The 22,301-nt window shown below is 64.6% G+C and carries 20 protein-coding genes; 8 read left to right on the forward strand and 12 right to left on the reverse strand.

Annotated features, from left to right (window positions below; genetic code table 11):
• Positions 1–151 precede the first annotated feature (151 nt).
• From BRAD3257_RS24185 to BRAD3257_RS24220, 8 genes are read left to right on the forward strand one after another with little or no spacing between them, the layout of a single operon-like run.
• Positions 152–1,264 (forward strand): NAD-dependent epimerase/dehydratase family protein, encoded by a 1,113-nt coding sequence (locus BRAD3257_RS24185; RefSeq protein ID WP_122403922.1) that lies wholly within the window; start codon positions 152–154, stop codon positions 1,262–1,264.
• A complete protein-coding gene (locus BRAD3257_RS24190; protein WP_122403923.1) occupies positions 1,264–2,325 on the forward strand; it encodes an SDR family NAD(P)-dependent oxidoreductase in 1,062 nt (353 codons plus the stop codon). The genes BRAD3257_RS24185 and BRAD3257_RS24190 overlap by 1 nt, the downstream gene beginning before the upstream one ends.
• On the forward strand, positions 2,322–3,608 hold the full coding sequence (locus BRAD3257_RS24195; protein WP_122403924.1) for a TIGR04295 family B12-binding domain-containing radical SAM protein: 1,287 nt from the start codon (positions 2,322–2,324) through the stop codon (positions 3,606–3,608). Before BRAD3257_RS24190 ends, BRAD3257_RS24195 begins: the two co-directional genes overlap by 4 nt.
• Positions 3,605–4,717, forward strand: coding sequence for a glycosyltransferase family 4 protein (locus tag BRAD3257_RS24200; protein WP_122403925.1), 1,113 nt, complete (start codon positions 3,605–3,607; stop codon positions 4,715–4,717). Before BRAD3257_RS24195 ends, BRAD3257_RS24200 begins: the two co-directional genes overlap by 4 nt.
• Complete coding sequence (locus tag BRAD3257_RS24205) at positions 4,714–5,841, forward strand: CgeB family protein (protein ID WP_122403926.1); 1,128 nt, start codon at positions 4,714–4,716, stop codon at positions 5,839–5,841. Before BRAD3257_RS24200 ends, BRAD3257_RS24205 begins: the two co-directional genes overlap by 4 nt.
• Entirely contained in the window at positions 5,838–6,926 is a 1,089-nt protein-coding gene (locus tag BRAD3257_RS24210) for a CgeB family protein (RefSeq protein WP_122403927.1), read from the forward strand. Before BRAD3257_RS24205 ends, BRAD3257_RS24210 begins: the two co-directional genes overlap by 4 nt.
• Positions 6,923–8,047: a CgeB family protein gene (locus tag BRAD3257_RS24215; protein ID WP_122403928.1), complete on the forward strand. Its 1,125-nt coding sequence runs from the start codon at positions 6,923–6,925 to the stop codon at positions 8,045–8,047. The genes BRAD3257_RS24210 and BRAD3257_RS24215 overlap by 4 nt, the downstream gene beginning before the upstream one ends.
• 11 nt (positions 8,048–8,058) lie before the next feature.
• Positions 8,059–9,123 (forward strand): UDP-glucuronic acid decarboxylase family protein, encoded by a 1,065-nt coding sequence (locus BRAD3257_RS24220; protein ID WP_122403929.1) that lies wholly within the window; start codon positions 8,059–8,061, stop codon positions 9,121–9,123.
• Positions 9,124–9,288: 165 nt separating this feature from the next.
• On the opposite strand, the gene BRAD3257_RS24225 is transcribed toward BRAD3257_RS24220, so the two are convergent.
• The 12 genes from BRAD3257_RS24225 to BRAD3257_RS24285 form a co-directional block, all read right to left on the reverse strand.
• A complete protein-coding gene (locus BRAD3257_RS24225) occupies positions 9,289–11,598 on the reverse strand; it encodes a TonB-dependent receptor (RefSeq protein WP_122403930.1) in 2,310 nt (769 codons plus the stop codon).
• Positions 11,579–12,643 carry a HoxN/HupN/NixA family nickel/cobalt transporter gene (locus BRAD3257_RS24230; protein ID WP_244607678.1) on the reverse strand — a complete coding sequence of 355 codons (1,065 nt, stop codon included), beginning with the start codon at positions 12,641–12,643 and terminating at the stop codon, positions 11,579–11,581. The genes BRAD3257_RS24225 and BRAD3257_RS24230 overlap by 20 nt, the downstream gene beginning before the upstream one ends.
• A 387-nt stretch (positions 12,644–13,030) precedes the next feature.
• Positions 13,031–14,038, reverse strand: coding sequence for a formate dehydrogenase subunit gamma (locus tag BRAD3257_RS24235; protein ID WP_122403932.1), 1,008 nt, complete (start codon positions 14,036–14,038; stop codon positions 13,031–13,033).
• Between the two features lie 33 nt (positions 14,039–14,071).
• A complete protein-coding gene (fdh3B, locus tag BRAD3257_RS24240; RefSeq protein ID WP_122403933.1) occupies positions 14,072–14,668 on the reverse strand; it encodes a formate dehydrogenase FDH3 subunit beta in 597 nt (198 codons plus the stop codon).
• Between the two features lie 11 nt (positions 14,669–14,679).
• On the reverse strand, positions 14,680–17,622 hold the full coding sequence (locus BRAD3257_RS39770) for a formate dehydrogenase subunit alpha (RefSeq protein WP_160118837.1): 2,943 nt from the start codon (positions 17,620–17,622) through the stop codon (positions 14,680–14,682).
• A 2-nt stretch (positions 17,623–17,624) separates the two neighbouring features.
• Complete coding sequence (locus BRAD3257_RS24255; RefSeq protein ID WP_027571964.1) at positions 17,625–17,843, reverse strand: twin-arginine translocation signal domain-containing protein; 219 nt, start codon at positions 17,841–17,843, stop codon at positions 17,625–17,627.
• Positions 17,844–17,872: 29 nt separating this feature from the next.
• A complete protein-coding gene (locus BRAD3257_RS24260) occupies positions 17,873–18,652 on the reverse strand; it encodes a molecular chaperone TorD family protein (protein WP_122403935.1) in 780 nt (259 codons plus the stop codon).
• 131 nt (positions 18,653–18,783) lie between these two features.
• A complete protein-coding gene (locus tag BRAD3257_RS24265; protein ID WP_122403936.1) occupies positions 18,784–19,395 on the reverse strand; it encodes a DUF3306 domain-containing protein in 612 nt (203 codons plus the stop codon).
• The gene (locus tag BRAD3257_RS24270; RefSeq protein WP_122403937.1) at positions 19,392–19,907 is read right to left on the reverse strand and encodes a DUF3305 domain-containing protein; all 516 of its coding nucleotides are present in this window, start codon (positions 19,905–19,907) and stop codon (positions 19,392–19,394) included. The genes BRAD3257_RS24265 and BRAD3257_RS24270 overlap by 4 nt, the downstream gene beginning before the upstream one ends.
• Positions 19,904–20,911 (reverse strand): DUF6352 family protein, encoded by a 1,008-nt coding sequence (locus tag BRAD3257_RS24275; RefSeq protein ID WP_122403938.1) that lies wholly within the window; start codon positions 20,909–20,911, stop codon positions 19,904–19,906. The genes BRAD3257_RS24270 and BRAD3257_RS24275 overlap by 4 nt, the downstream gene beginning before the upstream one ends.
• Entirely contained in the window at positions 20,908–21,444 is a 537-nt protein-coding gene (locus BRAD3257_RS24280) for a DUF6505 family protein (protein WP_122403939.1), read from the reverse strand. Before BRAD3257_RS24280 ends, BRAD3257_RS24275 begins: the two co-directional genes overlap by 4 nt.
• Positions 21,441–22,181, reverse strand: a complete 741-nt coding sequence (locus BRAD3257_RS24285; protein ID WP_244607679.1) for a biotin/lipoate--protein ligase family protein — start codon at positions 22,179–22,181, stop codon at positions 21,441–21,443. The genes BRAD3257_RS24280 and BRAD3257_RS24285 overlap by 4 nt, the downstream gene beginning before the upstream one ends.
• Between the last annotated feature and the right edge of the window lie 120 nt (positions 22,182–22,301).

Genomic DNA, 22,301 nt, shown 5'->3' on the forward strand with positions numbered 1-22,301 from the left:
TTGTAGGTCTCGCAGGAACGAACATTCCTTGCATCGCTTCTAACTCCCAGACGTGACTGGCGCGCGGGTCGCCCGACCAAGCAAAGCGCGCTTCAACTCTCATCATCGACTGATCCCGAACGGATCGGTCCCATGCGGCACGGAGCGGTGAATGACGCGAGTATTGATTACTGGAGGCGCGGGATTCATCGGCTCACACACGGCCGACGTGCTGCTTGCGGCCGGTTACGAGGTCCGCCTTCTCGACAATCTCTCTCCGCAGGTCCACGGCGGCAACCGTCTGCGGCCCGCCTATCTCGCGGACGATGCGGAGCTCGTCGTCGGCGACGTCACCGACGCCGTCGCCGTCGAACAGGCCTTGCGCGACGCCGACATGGTGCTGCATCTCGCCTCCGCCGTCGGCGTCGGCCAGAGCATGTACGACATCGAGCCTTATGTCAGGACGAACGAACTCGGCACTGCGGTGTTGCTGCAGGCGCTGGCCAAGCGCCCCGTCGCGCGCCTGGTCGTGGCATCCTCGATGAGCATCTATGGCGAGGGCCTCTATCGCGACGGCGGCGGGAGCATCGTCGCGTGCGACGAACGACCGATCGAGCAGCTTCGCAAAGGCGAATGGGAATTGCGGGACACCGCTGGTCATCCGCTCGATCCCGTGCCCACCCCTGAAACGAAGCAGCCGTCGCTGAGCTCGATCTACGCGCTGAACAAGTATGCGCAGGAGCGCATGTGCCTGATCACGGGCAAGGCCTACGGCATTTCGACCGTCGCCTTGCGCTTCTTCAACGTGTTCGGTCCGCGACAGGCCTTGTCCAATCCCTACACCGGCGTGCTGGCCATCTTCGCTGCACGGCTGCTCAACGGCCGTCCGCCGCTCGTTTTCGAGGACGGCCTGCAGCGGCGCGACTTCGTCCATGTGCGCGACGTTGCCCGCGTCTGCCGCATGGCTCTCGAAGCCGAGCACAGTCAGGACGTCTTCAACGTCGGCTCGGGTCAGAGCCGCAGCATTCTGTCGGTCGCCGAGGATCTGGCCCAGGTGATGGGACGGCGCGAGATCGCGCCCGAGATCACGCGAAAATACCGGGCCGGCGACATCAGGCACTGCTTTGCCGATATCGGCAAGTCACGCGACCTGCTCGGCTTCGAGCCGCATGTCGCGTTCAAGGACGGCCTTGAAGAGCTCGCCGGGTACCTCGCCGACCAGATCGCGGACGATCAGGCCGAGCGGGCGACCCGCGAGCTGCTGCAACGGGGATTGGTTGCGTAATGAGCGAGCAAGCGAACGGACACGTCCTGGTCACCGGCGGCTGCGGCTTCATCGGCTGCAATCTCGCCGACCGCCTCGCCGAGCGGGGTGATCGCGTTCTGGTGCTGGACAATCTCGCCCGCGCCGGCGTGCGCGAGAACGCGCAATGGCTGAAATCCCGGCATGGCGACCGCGTCACCATCACGGTGGCTGATATCCGCGACCCAATTCCGGTGATCGACGCCGTGCGCGAGGCGCGGGCCGTGTTGCACCTGGCAGCTCAGGTCGCCGTCACCGACAGCGTCAGCGATCCCGCCGCCGATTTCGAGATCAACGCGCGCGGCACGCTGAACGTGCTCGAGGCCGTTCGCCTGCACAACAAGTTCGCGCCGGTAATCTTCGCCTCGACCAACAAGGTCTATGGGCGCCTGATCGAGGACAGCGAGATCGCGCTCCAGGAGCGCCGCTACATGCCGGTCAGCGACCTGCTCACCGGCGGCGTCTCGGAGAATGCGCCGCTGGATTTCTACAGTCCCTATGGATGCTCCAAGGGCACGGCCGATCAATATGTCCACGACTATGCCCGGGTGTTCGGGCTGCAGACCGTGGTGATGCGCATGAGCTGCATCTACGGGCCGCGGCAATTCGGCACCGAGGACCAGGGCTGGATCGCACACTTCCTGCTCAGCGCCATCCGCGGCAATCCGCTGACGATCTATGGCGATGGCAAGCAGGTCCGCGACGCGCTGCACGTGTCGGACGCGGTGAGCGCCTGGCTCGCAGCCCTCGACCACATCGCGCTGGCCCGCGGCCGCGTCTTCAATCTCGGCGGTGGTCCGGCCAATGCGGTCAGCCTGCTCGAACTGATCGACCGCATCACCGAGCTGACCGGCCGCAAGATCAACTACCGCTTTGCGGATTGGCGACCTGGTGATCAACCCTGGTACGTGACCGACACGAGGGCGCTGGCCACCGCGCTCGGCTGGACGCCGCAAATGTCCCTCGCCGACGGCCTGCGCTCGCTTCACGCCTGGCTCGACGGCCGCTTCGGATCACCCGGAAACCGCGAGGCTTTGGCATGACGCGGATCGCTCTCATCAATCCCAACTGGGATTTTGCGGGAAGCATCTATTTCGGCTGCCGCTCGCCCCATCTTCCGCTCGAGCTCGGCATCTCCGAGCACTATTTGAAGACGGCCGGCCACAAGACGCTGCTGCTCGATGCGCATCTGTTCGATCTCTCGCTCGGCGAGATCGAGGCCGAGCTGCGCGCCTTCGGTCCCGACCAGATCGTCTTCACCACTGCGCCGACATACCTGTTCTGGCGCTGCGCGCCGCCGGAGCTTCGCGTGCCGCAACAGCTCGCACTGGCGGTGAGGGACCATGCGCCGACACTGATTGCGGTGGGCCCGCATGGCTCGACCACGCCGAGGACGGCCTTGAAGAAGCTCGGCGCCGACATCGTCGTGATGGGCGAGTGCGAGGCGTCCCTGCTGCGTCTCGCCAACGGCGAGTGGGACTTTCCCGGCCTGTGCTTCGCAGACGGTGCTTCTTTGCGCGTCAATGGCGGGCCACAGGCCGTCGCGTTCAGCGACCAGCCCGCACTCGATTGGCCGGACGAGATGATCCGGCGCCATCATCACCATCATCACCGCTTCGAAGCCGAGCCGAGTGCACCGGGCGCCGAGGTCGAGGCCTCGCGCGGCTGCCCCTACAACTGCACGTTCTGCGCCAAGGAGAATTTCCGCAACGCCTACCGCAAGCGGCCGCCAGCGGTCATTCTCGACGAGATCGACCGTTTGTGCGACCAGGGTATCGAGTACGTCTATTTCATCGACGAGATCTTCCTTCCCAATCGCGAGCTGCTGGAGGGGTTGACGACCCGCGGGCTGAAGTTCGGCGTGCAGACACGTATCGATCTGTGGAAGCCCGACATGCTCGCCCTGCTCGGCCGCGCCGGCTGCGTCTCGATCGAAGCCGGCATCGAGAGCCTGACCGTCGAGGGGCGCGCAGCACTCGCCAAGAACTGCAAGATGACCACGGATCAGCTCGCCGATCGGCTGGTCGAAGCCCGCCGCCACGTCCCCTTCGTGCAGGCCAATCTGATCGAGGTGCCCGAGGACGACGATCCCGTCGTGCAGCGCTGGCGCCGCACGATGCAGGATGCCGGCGTCTGGGCCAACGATCCGGTGCCGCTCTATCCCTATCCTGGTTCGCCTGACTATCGGAAGCTCTGGGGCGAGCCCGACGATTTCGCCTGGGAGCGCGCGCACCGGCACTATCTGGCGATGTTCGACCAGTTCAGCGACGTGCAGAACGACCGCCCGGTCCCACTCGACACTCTCGAACGTCAGGTGACCTCATGAGGCCTAGCGCGGACCTCAGGATCATGATGACGACCGACACGGTTGGCGGCGTTTGGACCTATTCCTGCGCCCTCGCCTCCAGCCTCGCTGCGTCCGGTGCCGACGTCACGCTCGTGACGATGGGCCCGCAAGCTCGCAACGATCAGCGCCGGATGCTGCGCGACACCCGGGTGCACCTGATCGAAACGGATCTCGCGCTCGAATGGCAGGACCCGGACGGGCGAAATGTTTCCGAGGCGAGGCGCGTGCTCGCCAACCTCGAAGCCAGCTTGATGCCCGATGTCGTGCACCTGAACAGCTTTCGCGAAGCGACCTTTGCCTGGCACGCCCCGACCGTGCTGGTGGCGCACTCCTGTGTGAATTCCTGGGCCGTCGCCTGCCGCGATACGGCCTGGCTCGACGAGCCCCGATGGCGTCGCTACACCGAGCGGGTCGCCGCGGCGCTCGACATGGCGGAGGCCTGGGTGTGTCCGAGCGGGACCTTCTACGACGACATGACGGCGATCTACCAGCCCCGGTCGCGCGGCGCGGTGATCTGGAACGGCATTGCGCCTCGCGACCCCGCGGGACGGAAGCAGGACGTGATCTTCGCGGCCGGTCGGCTGTGGGACCGCGCCAAGAACATCGAGGCTCTCGCCGCCGCCGCACCCGAGCTCGATTGGCCGGTCGAGGTGGCCGGCCCCATCGATACAGACCTGGCTGCGGGTGTGACCTGGCTCGGAGAGCTGCCGCACGAGGCCATGGCCGCGCGATTGCAGCATGCGGCGATCTTCGTCAGCCCCGCACTCTATGAACCCTTTGGCCTCTCGGTGCTGGAGGCAGCCGCGGCAGGCTGCGCCCTGGTCCTCTCGGACATCCCGACGTTCCGGGAATTGTGGAGCGGTGCCGCCCTGTTCTTCGATCCGGCCGACAGCCAGGCGCTCCACCGAACGCTCTCAGAGCTTTGTGCCGGCAATTTCGGGCGCACGCGCCTGCAACGCGCCGCCTATGAGCAATCCCTGACCTATTCGCTGACGCGGACGACGAGCGCCTATCTTGGTCTCTACGAGGACCTGCTCGCATCGCGCCGGACGAGCGCGGCGGCCAGCCAGATCGAGGTGCGCGCATGAAATGCGTCCTATTCTATCATGCGTTCACGTCCTGCTGGAACAACGGCAACGCGCATTTCCTGCGTGGCTATGCGCGCGAGCTTCATGCGCTCGGGCACGAGGTCGTCGTATTCGAACCCATCGACGGCTGGAGCCGGCTGAACGCCATCCGCGAAGGCGGCAGTCATACACTGGAGGATATTCCCGCCCTTTTCCCCGGCATCGAGATCCGCCGCTACGATGCCAGTCTGGATCTCGAGCGGGCGCTGGACGGCGCCGATCTCGTCATCGTGCATGAATGGAATTCGCCCGATCTGATCGCGCAGATCGGGCGCAGGCGGGCGCAGGGCGCGCCCTTCACCCTGCTATTCCACGACACCCATCACCGCGCCGTCAGCGCGCCTGAGGAGCTCGCGCAATTCGACCTCGACGGATTCGACGGCGTGCTCGCCTTCGGCGAGGTGCTTCGGCAGATCTATCTGAAGCTCGGCTGGGCCGACCGGGTCTTCACCTGGCACGAGGCAGCCGATGTCGCGCTGTATCATCCGCTGCCACAGGTTGATCGTACAGACGATCTGGTCTGGATCGGCAATTGGGGTGATGGCGAGCGCAGCGCCGAACTGACCGAATTCCTGGTCGAGCCCGTGGCGGAGCTGAAGCTCCGCGCGAGCGTTCACGGCGTGCGCTATTCGGACGAAGCGCTCCACACCATCAGGAGCGCAGGTATCCGTTATGGCGGCTGGCTGCCGGCACACTGGGCTCCCATTGCCTTCGCCGGTGCGCGCGCAACGATCCATGTGCCGCGCGGGCCTTACGTAGCCCTGCTTCCGGGCATTCCGACCATCCGCGTGTTCGAAGCGCTCGCCTGCGGCATTCCCCTGGTCTCGGCGCCTTGGTCGGATACGGAAAGGCTGTTTCCGGAGGGCGCCTATCTCAGCGTTGCCGATGGCGCGCAGATGAAGCGTGCGCTTCGCGCGGTTATCGACGATCCGCAGTTGGCGTCCGCCATGGTGCAAACCGGCCTGAAGGCCATTCAGGATCGTCATACCTGCCGCCACCGCGCCGCGCAGCTCATCGACATCGTGAGCGACATTCGAGATTCGAGCCGCCGGGCGTGCTCCCGCCACATCGGAGCCGTCGCATGAAGATCTCGTTCTTCGGATCCAGCCTCGTCTCGTCGTACTGGAACGGCGCCGCCACCTATTATCGCGGCATGCTGAAGGAGATCGCAGCGCTCGGCCACGAGGTTACCTTCTACGAACCCGACGCCTTCGGGCGCCAGGCGCATCGCGACATCGACGATCCGGATTGGGCCAGAGTGGTGATTTTTCCCGCGACTCCGGACGGCTGGCGCCGCTCGCTCGATGCAGCCGTGCAATCGGCCGACATGCTGATCAAGGCCAGCGGCGTCGGCGTGTTTGATCTGGAGCTGGAGAACGCCGTTGCTGCGTTGCCTTCCCGGCTGATCCGGATCTACTGGGACGTGGACGCGCCCGCCACGCTCGAAGCGATGGAAAGCGATCCACAGCATCATCTGCGTCGCGCGATCCCGTGCTATGACATGGTGCTGACCTATGGCGGCGGCGATGGTGTCGTGTCGGCCTACCGATCGATGGGCGCGCGGCACTGCGTGCCGATCTACAATGCACTCGATCCGGCCACGCATTTTCCGGCGCCCGCCAATGCGCGCTTCGCCTGCGATCTCAGCCTGCTGGCGAACCGCCTGCCCGATCGCGAGACGCGTGTCGATCACTTCTTCCTGGACGTCGCACGCCACCTGCCCGGCAAGTCCTTCGTGCTCGGCGGCTCCGGCTGGGACGACAAGGACGCCTCCGCCAATGTGCGCAAAGTCGGCCATGTCGGCACCGCCGATCACAACGCGTTCTTCGGCTCCGCTCTCGCCACGCTGAACGTCAATCGCGACAGCATGGCGCGCTACGGTTTCTCTCCGCCAACCCGTGTGTTCGAAGCGATCGGCGCGGGCGCCTGCCTGATCACCGATCAATGGGCCGGCATCGATCATTTTCTCGAACCCGGCCGCGAGGTGCTGGTTGCCGCTGACGGAGCCGAGGTCGCGGAGCACCTCGCCGCACTGGATCCGGAGCAGGCCCGATCGATCGCCCGCCGCGCCCGCGCGCGCATCCTCAGCCAGCACACCTACCGGCAGCGCGCCCGCCAATTCAACGATCTCTTCGTCGCCAGCAGCTCGCGAATCGAGGCAGCAGAATGAACCTCTCCATCGTCGTCATCGGACTTTCGGTCACTTCGTCCTGGGGCAACGGTCACGCCACGACGTACCGCGCCCTGATCGAAGCCCTGGCGCGACGAGGTCACCGCGTCACGTTTCTGGAGCGGGACGTACCCTGGTATCGAGATCACCGCGACGTGACCAAGCCCTCTGCCTGGGCCGTCGAGCTGTACCAATCCTTGAAGGAAATTCCGCGCCGGTTCGGCAAGCTGATCCGCGATGCCGATCTGGTGATCATCGGCTCCTATGTTCCTGACGGCATTCCGATTGCCGAATGGACGACGACCCATGCGAGGGGCATCACGGCGTTCTACGACATCGACACGCCGGTCACGTTGGCGAGGCTCGAGCACGGCCTCAATTATCTTTCCGCCGCAATGATCCCGCGCTTCGATCTTTATCTGTCGTTCACCGGCGGACCGGTGCCCGGGATGATCGAGCAGAGCTACGGCAGTCCACTCGCACGTGTCCTCTATTGCAGCGCGGATGCGGAGATCTACGCACCGAAGCGGGCACAGCCGAAATGGGCGCTGGGCTATCTCGGGACCTACAGCGAGGACCGGCAGCCGGTTCTCGACGAGTTGCTGCTTGCGCCGGCGCGCTCGCTGCCGTCGGAACAATTCGTCGTCGCCGGCGCGCAGTATCCCGAACATATCGCCTGGCCCGCCAACGTCGCTCGGATCGAGCACCTCCCGCCAAAGCAGCATCCGACGTTCTACGCCGCGCAACGCTTTTCCCTGAACGCCACCCGCGCCGACATGAGGGCGCTGGGCTTCTCACCGAGCGTCCGGTTGTTCGAGGCCGCCGCCTGCGGCACGCCGGTGATCTCGGACCGATGGCCTGGGATCGAGACGATCTTCGCGCCGTCCCGCGAAATCCTGCTGGCGTCCAGCCCGCGCGAGGTGATCGAGATCCTGCGCGATATGCCGGAAGAGCAACGGCGCACCATCGCTCACAACGCGCGGCGGCGGGTTCTCGCCGATCACACCCCCGATCATCGCGCCCGGCAGCTGGAGACCTATTACGCCGAGGCATCCGCGCGGCGCCGCCGCAAGACGGCGCCCCTTCCCGTCGCTCGCCCCATGCAGGTCGCAGAACTCTGAAAGGCCAGATCATGACACTCCAGACCCGCATCCACGCCTCCCGCCGCTCGCCGACAGTCCTGGTCGCCGGCGGTGCCGGCTTCATCGGATCGCACCTCTGCGACGCGCTCCTGCAACGCGGCAGCACGGTGATCTGCCTCGACAATTTGTTCACGGGGACGGCCGACAACATCCGGCCGCTGCTCAATCATCCGAATTTCCGTTTCGTCGAGCATGATGTTCGCGATCCCATCGAGATCGAGGGCGATATCGACCGGATCTACAGCCTCGCCTGCCCGGCCTCCCCCCGGCACTATCAGACCGATCCGGTCGGGACGATGAAGACCTGTGTGCTCGGCTCGATCAACCTGCTCGAGCTCGCGCGGCAGAAGCGCGCCAGGGTCCTGCAGGCCTCCACCAGCGAGGTCTATGGCGACCCGGAGGTGCATCCGCAGCCGGAATCCTATCTCGGCAGCGTCAATCCGATCGGCCCGCGGGCCTGCTACGACGAGGGCAAGCGCGCCGCGGAGACGCTGATGTTCGACCACCGGCGCATGCACGGGACGGAGGTCAAGGTCGCGCGCATCTTCAACACTTATGGCCCGCGCATGCTCGAGAATGACGGACGCGTCGTCTCCAACTTCATCGTTCAAGCCTTGCGCGGAGAGCCGATCACGATCTACGGTCAAGGCACGCAAACCCGCAGCTTCTGCTTCGTCGACGATCTCGTGCGGGGGCTTCAGCTTTTGATGGAGAGCCCTGCCTCGGTCACCGGCCCATACAATCTCGGCAATCCGCACGAGGTCACGATCGAGGCGATCGCTCGTGAAGTGCTGGCCTGCACTGAATCGGCCTCCCCGCTGCGCTTCGAAGCGCTGCCAAAGGACGATCCCAAGCGACGCAAGCCCGTGATCGATGCCGCAGAGAAGATCCTGGGATGGCGTCCGCGGGTGGCACTGAGGGACGGTCTTCAAGCGACCATTGCTTATTTCGCGCTGCGTCTCGCCGGCGAGTCGCCCCCGCTCGTGCCGGCCATCGCCCCGCGCAGGGCACGCCATCCAGCGCGCGACCGGCTGACGATGTCCGATCAATCGTGACGGCGGATCATCAGGTTGCGCCCCGCTGCAGAGCGCCAGCGCAGGGTCCGCGATCTGAGCAAACCCAAAGCGCGATGAGATTTGGATGAATCGTCATCGCGCTTTAGCTCGTTGTTTACGCATGATCTTTCCGGAAAACCGCTTCGCACTTTTCCGGATCATGCTTTAGAACGTCCCGGCCACGGTGACCCGGAATGTCAGCGGCTCCGCCGGGTGCAGCACGTAGTCCATCACGCCATTCCGGCAGACTGCCGCTGGAGCGGCGCCTGACGTGCAGAGATTGTAGAGCGTATCGGTCTTGAGCAGCGAACCATAAGCATAGGTGATCTGGTTCGCCTTCGCGTTGAAGAGGTTGAGCACGTCGAGCTGAAGGCGCCAGCCGTTATCGATACGATAGCCGAGGCGGCCATTGAAGATGCTGGTCGCAGAGGAGCGGAATGCGTTGTCCTCCGTCAGCGGGCTCGAGGCCAGATAGCGCCAGCGCAAGGTTCCGAACCAGCCGGTCTTCTCGCCCACCGTGACGCCGGCTGATGCCACCATCGCCGGCGCGTTCGGAATGTAGTTGCCGGGCGCATTGCCGATCTGCGCCTCGGGATAGCCGGCAAGCGAGGCATAGGCCTGTGCCTGCTCGCTGTCATAGCCGCGAAAGCGCGCATGCGTCATTGCGAGATCCGCGTCGATATCGATCCACGACCATGGCCGGTAATGATTGCTCCACTCGAAGCCGTACCGACGGCTGGCGCGGGTTGCCGAGGTGTCGCCGGCATCGCCCGCGAACAGGATCTCGGAATCCTGATCCAGGATGAAGAGACTGAGCGAGGTGTCGAGGCCGGGAACAATCCTGCTGCGAACACCGATCTCCGCGCCCCTGGTGCGCACCAGGAGCGGCGACGGCGTGAGCCTTGTCGCGGGATCGGCGGGGTCTTCCGTCGTGGTCGCGCCGCGGGCATCGTTCGAGTGCATGCCGTAGCCGGCACCGAGGAAAAATTCGGTCTGGTTGAACGGACCAAGCACCATCCTGAATTTCGGACTGCCGAGCGCGGCATCGGCGCAGCCGGAATTGGCGGCATTGAACAGAGAGGTGACGTCAGCGGCGTAATAGTCGCCGCGCCAGCCCACCGTCGTCCTGAGCCAATCGGTCCAGCGCACCGTGTTTTCGGCATAGATCCCGACGCTCCCCTCGCCGACCTTGTCGCTGCGGATATTGGCGCGGAAGCCGCGCTGGAAAGTGTTGGTGAGCGCGAGATCGATCGCATCATAACGCGATTGCAGACCGAGGGTGATCTGCATCGGCAGGCCGGCAAACGAACCGTTCAGCGTGCGCGAGACGTTGGCGCCCGCCATCAAACGCTTGTCGTGCTGGTGGAACTGGTCGCCCAGCAGGGGATCGTCGAGAAAGTAAGTGAAATTGTTGAAAAGGTCGAGCTGGCTCTTCACCACATAGGCATTTGCTTTCCACGATCCCGTATCGTCGGTCTGCGCGATACGGCCGGAGAGCGCGAAACGGTCGGCGTTTCCACCGTCGCTCGGGTCTTCCGAACCATACCGGTCGAGCAGGCCGCTGGTGATCGCGCGCTGCGGCACCTGGTCGGTCGAATTCCATTTGTTGACGTAGGCCATGCCGGTGATGGACACGCCGTCGGTCGCAGTGCCCTGGCTGTAGCGCACGAGGCCGTTGAGCTTTCTCACATTGTCGGAGTTGTCCCACGGCCCGTTGTAGGTGCCCACTTCGCCGGCCACCAGCAGCGAACCGTCACCGAGCTTCGCCGAATCCATGCCGAGCAGACGGCGGTAACCAAAGCTGCCGGCGCTCACCTGCGCCAGTCTCCAGGTGCGATCGATCAGACCGATATGAACGCTTCCGACCGAGGCGAAATCGCCCTCGTCGGCGAAGTAAGGCCCCTTGCGCACGTCCATTGCGGCGACGGTTTCCGGGATCAGCCAGTTGAGATCGGCATAGCCCTGCCCATGCGCGTGGGTACGCATGTTGACGGGGACGCCGTCGACGACGATCGCCAGATCGGTGCCGTGGTCGAGATTGTAACCGCGCAGGAAGTACTGGTTGGCTTTGCCCTCGCCGGAATGCTGCGTCACGATCAGACCCGGCACGGCTTCGAGCACCTCACCAGGCCGCGAGATCGGGCGCGCGTTGATCTCCTCGCGGGAGACGGTGATCTCGCTGGCCATGCCGGCTCCGCTCATTGCACCCGAGCCGGCACTGCGCGCATCCGACGCCTGCGTCGCTGCTGGATACACGAGGATGCGGTGACCGGCGGGGGACGGCTTTCTGGTGCGGCGCGATGCGAGCGGCTTCTTGCGGACCAGCGCCTCGCCATCGACCTGGATTGGCGGAAGTTCGCGCGAGATGCCGGTGCTCTGCGCAAGCGCGCGGCCGTTATCGGCGAGGAGCAGCAGGGCCGAGAGTGCAGTCAGCGCGCCGCCGCAACGACCAGGCTCACACCGCCTCGGTTGCATCGGCGCATTCCAAGACCTTCGTCCCGGCACAATGGCGGCCGTCCGCGAACATGCGGCGATAGAACACGACCGAGACGAGCCATGCGATCGCGAATAGCGCGATCACGGCGAAGCCGACATTCGCCAGCGACTCGTTGAGGCCCTCGACCAGCGTCCACATACCGCCGGAGAGGCCGAGCCGATCCGCGATCAGGCCGAGCGCCTCGACGCCGCCGATGAACAGCGCGACCGCGACCGAGGCGCCCGTGATCGTGAGGTTGTACCAGAGCTTGCGCAGGGGATCGACGAAGGCCCAGCGATAGGCGCTCACCATCAGCGCGGAATCGGCCGTGTCGACCAGCGCCATGCCTGACGCAAACAGCGCGGGAAAGACCAGGACATCGACGAGCGAGGCGCCACGCGCGGCTTCGCTGGCGGAGATGCTGAGCAGGCCGATTTCGGTCGCGGTGTCGAAGCCGAGCCCGAACAGGAAGCCGAGCGGGTACATATGTGCCGGCTTTGTCACCAGGCGGAACATCGGGCCGAGCAGCCGCGCCAGGATGCCGCGGCTGGCGAGCAACGCGTCAAGCTGCGCAATGTCGTGGACGCCCTCCTCCCGTGCCGCGCGGAACGTCCGCCACAGGCCGACGAAAATGACGAGGTTGATGAGCGCAACAGCGAGCAGGAACAGCGCCGACACCGACGTGCCGATCAAGCCGCCGATCTCCTTGAGCAGGCTGTCGCCGCCAAGACTGACCACGCCCAGCGCAAGCAGCATGGTGGCGACAACGACCACGCTGGAATGGCCGAGCGCGAAATAGAAACCGACGCTGCGCGGCGCGCCACCCGCCTGCATCAGCTTGCGCACGACATTGTCGATCGCGGCGATGTGGTCGGCATCGACGGCGTGGCGGAGGCCGAACACCCAGGCCAGCAGTGCGGTCGCCATCACCGTCGGCCGGTCGCCGAACAGCATGAAGGCCCAAGACCACGTGGCGAGGTTGGCGGCGACGAGCCCGCCGAGCAGCGCCACAGTTCCGGGCTCGACCGCCCGCAAAGTTCGCATCGCCGCTCGTTCCATTCCCGACCCCACAGTATGACGTTTATCAAAATCCCTCATACTGGCAAGAGCAAGAGCTGGGCCACTTTCGACCTGACGGTTGAAAAGCCGCCAAGAACCGAAGCCAAATCACTGCTCTCATGGAAGAATTCTGCGCCCGGCTCATCATGACGCTGGGGTGGGATGGGGCGCTGCTATTGGCAACCTAATATCCACTTTCACGATCAAGTTGACGGTCGCCAGGTGATCACGCGCAGCACGGCATGGCATCCATTCAAGGCATGCAGACAGGCCAAGCCATCAAGCTTCCCGAGCAGGAGCTGCAGGACCGCTCCGTCTTGTTTGCGAAAGAGTCGGCTCGGTAGGTCGGAGCGTCCGCGCCGGTGCTTCGCCCTATTCAGCCGCCGCGGTCGCGGGTTGCGGTCGTCCGTCGTTGGGTCCCGTTCGCGCCATCTGCTCGTCGAGCCAGAGGCTATGGTGCTCGCGAGCCCAGTTGACGTCGACTTCGCCCGTGCCCATGGCCTCGAACGCACCTTCCATGCCGATGGTGCCGATATAGATGTGTGCGACCATCGCCGCGACGAACAGGACCGCCACGACCGAGTGGACGATCTGGGCCATTTGCATGCCTTCGATCCCCGTTGTGTAGAACGGGAACATCAGGACATAGCCGCTCGCAGCGACCAGTCCGCCACCGATCACGACGATCCAGTAGACCGCCTTCTGGCCGGCGTTGAAGCGATAGGCCGGCGGATGATCATGCCCGACGATGCCGCCGCCCCGCTTCAGCCACTCGACGTCCACCTTGTTCGGAATATTGCCGCCGATCCACATCAACAGGATGAGGACGACGCCGATGGTGAACGGGAAGCTCAGATAATTGTGGGCGTACTTGGCCCATAGCGACCATTCGGAGAAGTTCTCGAAGCCGATCAGCGGCAATAGCAACGGTCGGCCAAAGGTGATGTTCAGTCCGGAGATCGCCAGAATGATGAAGCAGGTAGCGGTCATCCAGTGCACGAAACGCTCATAGATATTGAAGCGCACGAGGGTGCGGCCGGACCGTCCGCTTTCGAGCCGCACCATGCCGCGGGTCAGATAGAAGATCACGAGCACCGCCAGCATGCCGATGATCGCGATGCCGCCGATCCAGCGCAGCGTGACATTGTGGAACTCGCGCCATTGCCGCCCCTGCGGCTGTTCGAGAACGCCGGACCTCTCATCAGGGATGCTGACGCGACCCTGAATCCGGTTCAGCTCCTGCAGGAGCTGCTGCTCCTTGACCGAGCTCGCGGTCGGATTGACCTGCTGGGCGCCGACCGGCGCCGGAGCTGCCACGACGAGGAGGAGTAAAGCACAGGCGCCGACGGCCGCCCGGACGAACCTTGCAAACGACACCATGAGCTCCTCCTCAATGTCCGCGCGCGACCTTCGTCAGGATTCGATCGTCTCGCGATAGGCCGTCTTCCAGCCCCAGGCACCCGAGCCGTAGCCGCGCTTCATCACGCGCTCCTTGTAGATCTGCGCAATGATCTCGCCGTCGCCCGCAAGCAACGACTTTGTCGAGCACATTTCGGCACACAGCGGCAGCTTGCCTTCGGCCAGCCGGTTCGCACCGTATTTCTCGTACTCCTCCTTGCTGCCATCGGCTTCCGGGCCGCCGGCGCAATAGGTGCATTTGTCCATCTTGCCGCGCGAGCCGAAGTTCCCGACCTTCGGATATTGCGGAGCGCCGAACGGGCAGGCGTAGAAGCAGTAGCCGCAACCGATGCAGAGGTCCTTGGAGTGCAGCACCACAGCATCGGCCGTGGTGTAGAAGCAGTTCACCGGGCACACGGCCGCGCACGGCGCGTCCGTGCAGTGCATGCAGGCCATCGAGATCGAGCGCTCGCCCGGCTTGCCGTCGTTGAGGGTGACGACGCGGCGCCGGTTGATGCCCCAGGGCACCTCGTGCTCGTTCTTGCAGGCGGTGACGCAAGCGTTGCACTCGATGCAGCGATCGGCGTCGCAGAGGAATTTCATACGTGCCATCGTCGTTACTCCTAAGCCGCCGCGATTTGGCAGAGAGTGACCTTGGGCTCCTGCATGCCCGTCGCGGGGTCGTACCCGTAGGTCGTGATCGTGTTGGCGCTTTCGCCGAGCACGATCGGGTCGGTGCCCTTCGGGTAATTGCCGCGAAGATCCTTGCCTGCGAACCACCCGCCGAAGTGGAATGGCATCCAGGCAACGCCCTTGCCGACGCGCTCGGTGACGAGCGCTTTCATCCTCGCCCTGGAATTGTTCTCGGCACCGGTGACCCAAACCCAGCCACCGTCCTTGACACCGCGCTCGGCGGCATCGGCAGGATTGATCTCGATGAACATGTCCTGCTGCAATTCGGCAAGCCACGGGTTGGTTCGGGTCTCCTCGCCGCCGCCCTCATATTCGACCAGACGGCCGGACGACAGGATGAGCGGGAACTGTTTTGCAATTCCCTTCTCCACTGCCGCCTTCTGCACGGAAAACCCGATATTCGGCATCCGGAACTGCTTGGCGTCGGGTAGCGTCGGATATTTGGCGACGAGGTCGACGCGTGGCGTGTAGATCGGCTCGCGGTGAACCGGGATAGGATCGGGCAAGCCGAAGGCATTCATGCGCGCCTTGCCGTTGCCGTAGGGAACGCAGCCATGCGCCAGCGCCACGCGCTGGATGCCTCCCGACAGGTCGAGCGCCCACGACACCGTGTCCGGATTGGCGGGATTGACCTTGTTGATCACGGCCATTTCCGCTTCGGTGAGCTCGCTGTCCCAGCCGAGCTTCTTCAGGCTCGCCAGCGTGAACTCCGGGTAGCCGTCCTGAATGCCCGACCCCAACGAGTACGAGCCGTCCGCAAGCAGGCTCACCTTCCGCGTCGTGCCGTCCGGCAGCTTCTCCTCGCGCTCGATGCCGAATCGCGGCCGGAACGTGCCGCCGCCGTCCATCACGTGCAGATTGGTGTTGTAGAGCAATGGCGTGCCGGGATGCTTGACTTCCGGTGACCCCCAGCACGGCCAGGGCAGACCGTAATAGTCGCCTCCGACCTCGGGATCGTCCTTCGGCGCCCGCATCGTCAGCATATCGAACTTGGCCTGGTTTTTCATGTGCGCCTTGAGGCGCTCGGGCGATTGCCCGCAATAGCCGGTCGACCAGCTGCCGCGGTTCATCTCGCGCAGCACATCCTCCGCTTCAGGAAGATTGTTCTCGACATTGATTTTCTTGAACATCTGGTCGGCGAAACCGAGCTTCTTCGCCATCAGATAGATGACCTCGAGATCATCCTTCGATTCAAAGATTGGCTTCACGATCTGCTCGCCCCATTGCAGCGAGCGGTTGGAGGCGACGCGCGACCCCTTGCATTCGAATTGCGTGGCAACCGGCAGAATGTAGACGCCATCCTTGCGGCCCGCCTCGACGGCAAGCGAGGCCCAGGTCGTCGGATGCGGGTCGGCAATGACGAGCAGCTCGAGCGCCTTCAGGCCATTGAGGGACTCAGGAATGCGGGTGATGCTGTTGGAGGCGTGCCCCTGCACGAACACCGCCTTCACATTGTCCTTCTGCGCGATCTGATCCTTCGGCAGCGTCACCGCCTCGAACCAGCGGGTCAGCGGAATGCCGGGGGTTTCCATGATCTGCTTGGAATCGAAGCGGGACTTCAGGAAGTCGTAGTCGACCTCCCAGACCCGCGACCAATGCTTCCAGGCGCCTTCGGCGAGGCCGTAGTAGAACGGCAGCGTGACGATATCGAGCCCGACGTCGGTCGCGCCCTGCACGTTGTCATGGCCACGGAAGATGTTGGCGCCGGCGCCGGCCTTACCGACATTGCCGGTCATCAGGAGCGCGATGCAGCTCGCCCGCACGTTGGCGGTGCCGACGGTCTTCTGGGTCTGGCCCATGGCCCAGATGAGGGTTGCCGGCTTCTCGGTGGCGAACATCTTGGCGACGCGCTTGAGCTGCTCGCCCGGAATGCCGGTGACGCGCTCGACTTCTTCCGGAGGCCACTTCTCAACCTCTTTCTTGATGTCGTCGAAACCGTAGACGCGCTGCCGGATGAACTCCTTGTCCTCCCAGCCGTTCTGGAGAATGTGCCACATCATGCCGTAGAGCACCGGGATGTCGGTGCCCGGCCGCATCCGCACATATTCGGTTGCATGCGCGGCCGTGCGCGTCAGACGCGGGTCGATGACGACAAAGTTGGCCTTTTGCAGCTCCTTGCCCTCGAGCAGATGTTGCAGCGATACCGGATGGGCTTCGGCCGGATTGCCGCCCAAGACGACCTGTGTCTTCGCATTGCGGATATCATTGTAGCTGTTGGTCATCGCACCGTAGCCCCAGGTATTGGCGACGCCGGTGACGGTGGTCGAATGGCAGATGCGAGCCTGGTGATCGGTGTTGTTGGTCCCCCAGAACGCACCGAGCTTGCGGAATAGGTAGGCGCCTTCGTTGGTCATCTTGGCCGAGCCGAGCCAATAGACCGAATCGGGGCCCGACTTCTCGCGTACAGCCTGAAGCTTGTCTCCGATCTCGTTGATCGCGGTGTCCCAGGACACGCGTGTCCACTGCCCGCCCGCGAGCTTCATCGGATAGCGCAGCCGCCGCTCGCTGTGCACGAGTTCGCGTACCGAAGCGCCCTTGGCGCAATGCGAGCCTCGATTGATCGGCGAATCCCAACTGGGCTCCTGCCCGATCCATACGCCGTTCAAGACCTCGGCCGTCACCGTGCAGCCAACCGAGCAATGCGTGCAGATGCTCTTGCGGATGGTCGCGCCTTCGGTGAGCGGACCGGCCTTGGCTGCTTCCGCCTTGCGCACGCTGCCGAGCGGCATGGTGCCAAGCGCAGCAAGTGCGCCGCCGGCAACACCGGATTTGCGCAGGAAGCTGCGGCGGTCGAGACCGCCGGCCCGTGCCGCTAGGGACTCGACAACGGAGCCCTGGCGAGGGGAATGCTGGTGTGTTCGCTTGATCAGCACGGTCAGCCTCCCTTAGCCGGATAACGATTGACGCGGTAAAAAGCCTTCACGTGATCGGATTCCTTGTAGCGCGCCTTGCGCTTCTCATCGTTGTTTTCGCTGTCCGCCTGTGCGGACCCGACCAACGGCGTCGCAAGCGTCGCGCCGACACCGGCCGTGCCCAAGCCGACCTTGCGAAGGAAATCGCGGCGTCCGACCTTTGCTTTCGTCTCGTCACTCATCGCATCTCTCCCGGACCGAGGCACCTCGGTCAGCTCGCGAATGTGAATGCTTCCGTTTCGATTTCGATGAAGGTCCGGCCGAGCGCGCCGACCGCTCGATAGAAGCCGGCATCCCGGGCGCTCTCGATGTCTGTGAACAGCCGCCCCATCCAGGGCGACACATGCTTTTCGAAGAAGGCGCGCTGCGCCTCGGGCGAGGCATCGAAGCGGCCGCCGGCAAGGCCCGCCATGATCTCGCACAGGATGGCGGCGTGATCCTCGGGCTCGAAATTGTTGGCAACCGGCTCGATGCCGAGCGTCGTCAGGTCACCGCGCAGGCGCGACAATGGCCGCTCGTTGAGAAAGCCCGTGAGATAATAAGAGGCATAGGGCAGCAATTCGCCGCGGCCGAGCCCGACGAACAGATCGAAATATTCCCGCTCGACTTTCGCTGCGACGGCACTTGCAGCGGCCTCGGCCAGCGCCGCATGCGCGCGCCCGAGGGGCGTCGCGTCACCGCTCAAGGCCGCGAGCTGATCGAGCAGTCGCTTCGACGGAGGCGCGGACAGCAGCAGCGCCAGCAACGCGTATTCCTGCGCCCGCGCCGCATCGATGGGGTCGACGAGCTCAGCGGATCCGGCTTGTTCGCTGTAGAGATCGGGCCGCAGATCATTCCGGGAAACGCCGGTGGCGGCTTCGACTGCAACCACCCGTTGTGCGGGCACGCGGGTCCAATTCGATACGGAGGGCTGGCTGATGCCTATTTTGCGCGCAAGCTGAGCAATGCCGCCCGCGGCGTCGATCGCGCGATCAAGCCCGTCATCACGCACGTGGACCTCCCATCCAAGTCCCGTCTGCTTGATTATCGCTTTTGTTACAAAGCAGTAGGCAGCGTAATCCCGGTTCCACTGACCGTCAATCGCCTGCCATAGCCTGGGCCTATAGCCTTTGGTCGAGTTGCTCAGCGCGGCAGTGCACCGCCGTGCGTACGGGGCCTGACGGGCTCGGCAGATTCTGCAGATCTGTCGACCACTGCTGGTTGCACTGCAGCAGGGATTGCCGGGTGCTCGGTCTCATCGGGCGGCTCAGCGACATTGGAAACCGCTGTCGCTTCGGCTTGATGCAATTCCGCCGAGGAATCTGCCGTTTCGATCGACGCCTCGGGGAGAGACTGGGCCACCTCGCGCACACCGCCAACTATGCGATCGACCAGTGCGGCCAGTTCCTCCGACGAGCAATCCAGTGGTCCAAAACCCGGCATCGCAGTCGGGTCGTTGAAGTCCCATGCATTCTCCGCAAGCCCGACGAAGTCGCGGATGGCGGGGTCGGTCGCCCAGGCGCGGCGAAGAGCCGCACGGCTCAACTCCCGAGGAACACCTTTGCTGAGAAAGGCCGTGATGTCGGTCGCCGCATTGATTTCGTCGATCGACGGCAGACAAGAGAGATCGAACTTGCTCTCGTCTTCCTTGGCCTCGGACGGCGGCATGGGCTGCGCCGGGGCAGGCTTCGCCGGCTCCGCCAGCGATGCGCGCTTGCGGCGGGACCAACGTGCAAGGAATTCCTCCTCACTCATTCCTGTCCGCCTTCATGTTCGCGCCGTGCCAGCGCCTCCGGGTCGGCGCGGCGCCGCGTACGCTTGACGAATTCCCGCTCGACATGGTGCTCGGCCACGAAGCTTTCAATCGCTTCGCGCAGCACCTCCGGCATCGGCACGGCCTCGACGAGATTATCGGCGGCTTCGGTAAAGCCTTCGCCCTCTGCGGGGTCGGCGGTCACCGCGGCGACGGCATAGGGCCAGGGGCCCTCCGAGGGCGACAGCACGGTCCAGATGCTCGGGCTACCCGAGGCAAGATTGTCGCGATAGCGCGCGGTCTCGGAAGGATAGAGATCGACGGTGGCACTTCCGGCATAGAACATGGTCGTGCCATCCTCCTCGCGAAGCACGGTCCAGGGTTGGGTCACCGGCTCGTCTGGCAGGACGGCAATTCCGCGCCAGATGAAATCGACCCAGGGCGAAGCGGCCTTGCGCCGCTCGACCACGACGCCGACGGCAATCGAGAGGGACGGCAGCGCCGCAGGGCTCATGTCACCATCTCCAGGCATTTCACCGGCAGCCCGGTCAGAAGATTCTGCGGCTTCATCCGGAGCTTCTGATCCGCCGTCATCGACAGGATCAGGTAGACCGGTTCACCGCTGACATCGTCGAGCGCACGGCTTGAATCCGCAAGTGTCAGCCGGAACAGCGCAAGCACACGATCGGCGTCGCGCTCGCCGAGGTCGTCACCGTGCCACAGCCGGTCGCCAAGCCTGGTGGCATCGGCATCGAGCCCGACATACCAGGTGAGCTTTGTCTCGCGCAGCGCCCGCAGCGGCTCGATCACGACGTCGATGCCGAGCAGATGGGAGACCCAGCGCGTCATCGCCTGCGCCAGCGCAGCCGGTCCGCGGCCGCCGGCCGTGAGGTCGAGGGCCATGTCGAACTGATCGCTGCGCTGCCAATAGGCCTCGGCATTCTCCTCGCTCAACACGTCGACCACGGCGTCGGTGGTGGCGCCCAGCATCGACATCAAAGAGAGCACCGGGGTCGGGCTCCGGCCGCCGACGATCTCCTCGTCGCCGAGCAACAGGGCGTGCTCATGCGGCAGGATGCGTTGGGTCCGGAAGAACAATTCGGCCGCGCGCAGCACGAACGGGTCATCGCAGCCATCGAGCGCGTTCCGCAGGATGACGTGCACGAGCTGGTTGACGAACAGCGGCGGCAAATCGTTCGCGCCGGATCGCACCGATGCAAGATAGGCGGCTTCGAGCGTCGGATGCCGCAACAGAAGATCGCGAAAGGCCAGCACGAACTGCCAATTCTCCCGGGCATCCGCATCGACAATCCCGGCGATTTCACCGGCGCTGACCGCCTGGCGCGGGTCGGCGAGCAATTCGCGGTGCAGCCGGCGTTCGATCGGGCACGCGTCGTCCGGTGGCATCAGCTCGGGACGGGCGAAATAGGCCTTGAGGAACTCGTCGGTGACACGGAGCCCACCGCCCTCCTCGCGATCGAGCAGGTGATGGCCGCAGGCGATCCAGAAATCGTTCATCTGATGGTCGGCTCCCGGCCCAGATCCGCAAGCTTGAGATCGCCATCAGGCAGGAGGTCGTCCTCCATTTCCATGAACGAGAATGCCTTGTGCCCCTGCCCTTCCCGGAGTTGCAGCCGGCGGAAGGATTCGCGGACCTCGCCATCGTTCAAGGTGCGATGCACTGCAATAAGCGAGCTGATCGGATGGCTGCAGAGGGACTGCGAGAACGCCACCTCCTCTTCCGCCGCCGCCTTCGCTGCCGCCATGTCCGGCGCGCCGAAACGATCGACGAGTTGCCTCGCCAGGAGATCGACCAGGCCGCGGTAATCGTCCTCGGTCGCCGGAACGATCTGCGCCAGCGTCGACCAGCCCCAGGATTGCACCCCGAGAAAACCACCGCGAAACGCCGCCCGCGCTTTCCCCTCGAGCTTCGCAGCGTCGCACTCCCAGAAGCGGAAAGCGCCGGAGACGGCCCATTCGCCTGGCTCCGCCGCCACGTCGAACACGAAGGTGTCGGAGGGATCGAGCGCGATGGTACGCAGGAGCTTCACAGGCGTGGTCCTCCGAGGGCCGGATCAAGCCAGGATGGCGTCGCGAGCGCCTGGACGAGGTCGCTTCGCTCGATCGTATCCGTCCCGATCCGGCGCGTCAGGACATCGCCGCAATCATCAATGCGCTGAACTGCCTGCCTTTCACGCGGCACCCGCGTAAGATAATCGCGCGCGACACTGTCAAAGCCATCGACCCGCCATCCGTCCAGCGCCAGCATCAGGTGCCTGGCGAAGCTCTCCGTGATCTGCGCTGCGCCAGCCTCGCCAAATCCTTCCTGGTCGAGTGCCGAGGCCAGCGGGTGAACGCCTGGATCGTCATCGTTCATGGCAACCGTCCGGATCATGGCCCCGAACACCAGCCAGGGCGGCGGCGCATCCTCGCCGGCGGCTGAAGGCCAGCCCATCCGTCCGCCGCCGACCAGCCCTCCGTCGACCCTGACCTGATCCGGCCAGCCGATCGTGATGGGCTTGCTCGGCGGCGCATAGGCGCGAAGCGCATCCGTGAGCGCGACCATACAAGCGTAGAACGCGCGCCGCGCGCTGCGTAGCGGCTCGGCCGGCTCGAGCACCACGGCGAACTCTGCCAGGTCGAAGCGGCCGACATAGACCAGCGTTCCGGCTCCGCTCTCCGGTGCAATGCGGCATGCATGGGCAAAAGCATCGCCACTCTCGCGCAGCCGCACCAACGTGAACGGCGGCGGCAGGTGGATCGGTTCCGCCAGGGAAACATGGCTCACTGGGGTCGACGGCAGGCCGTCCTCCGCTTTCCTTTTCTTCGCGATGGATAATGTCTATACGAGGCGAAGGGCCGGCGCGAGTCCGTCGTCGGCGTCCGAATGGCGGAGAGATTAACCTGG

This window comes from Bradyrhizobium vignae, assembly GCF_900324035.1.
GTDB classification, from domain to species: Bacteria; Pseudomonadota; Alphaproteobacteria; order Rhizobiales; family Xanthobacteraceae; genus Bradyrhizobium; species Bradyrhizobium vignae.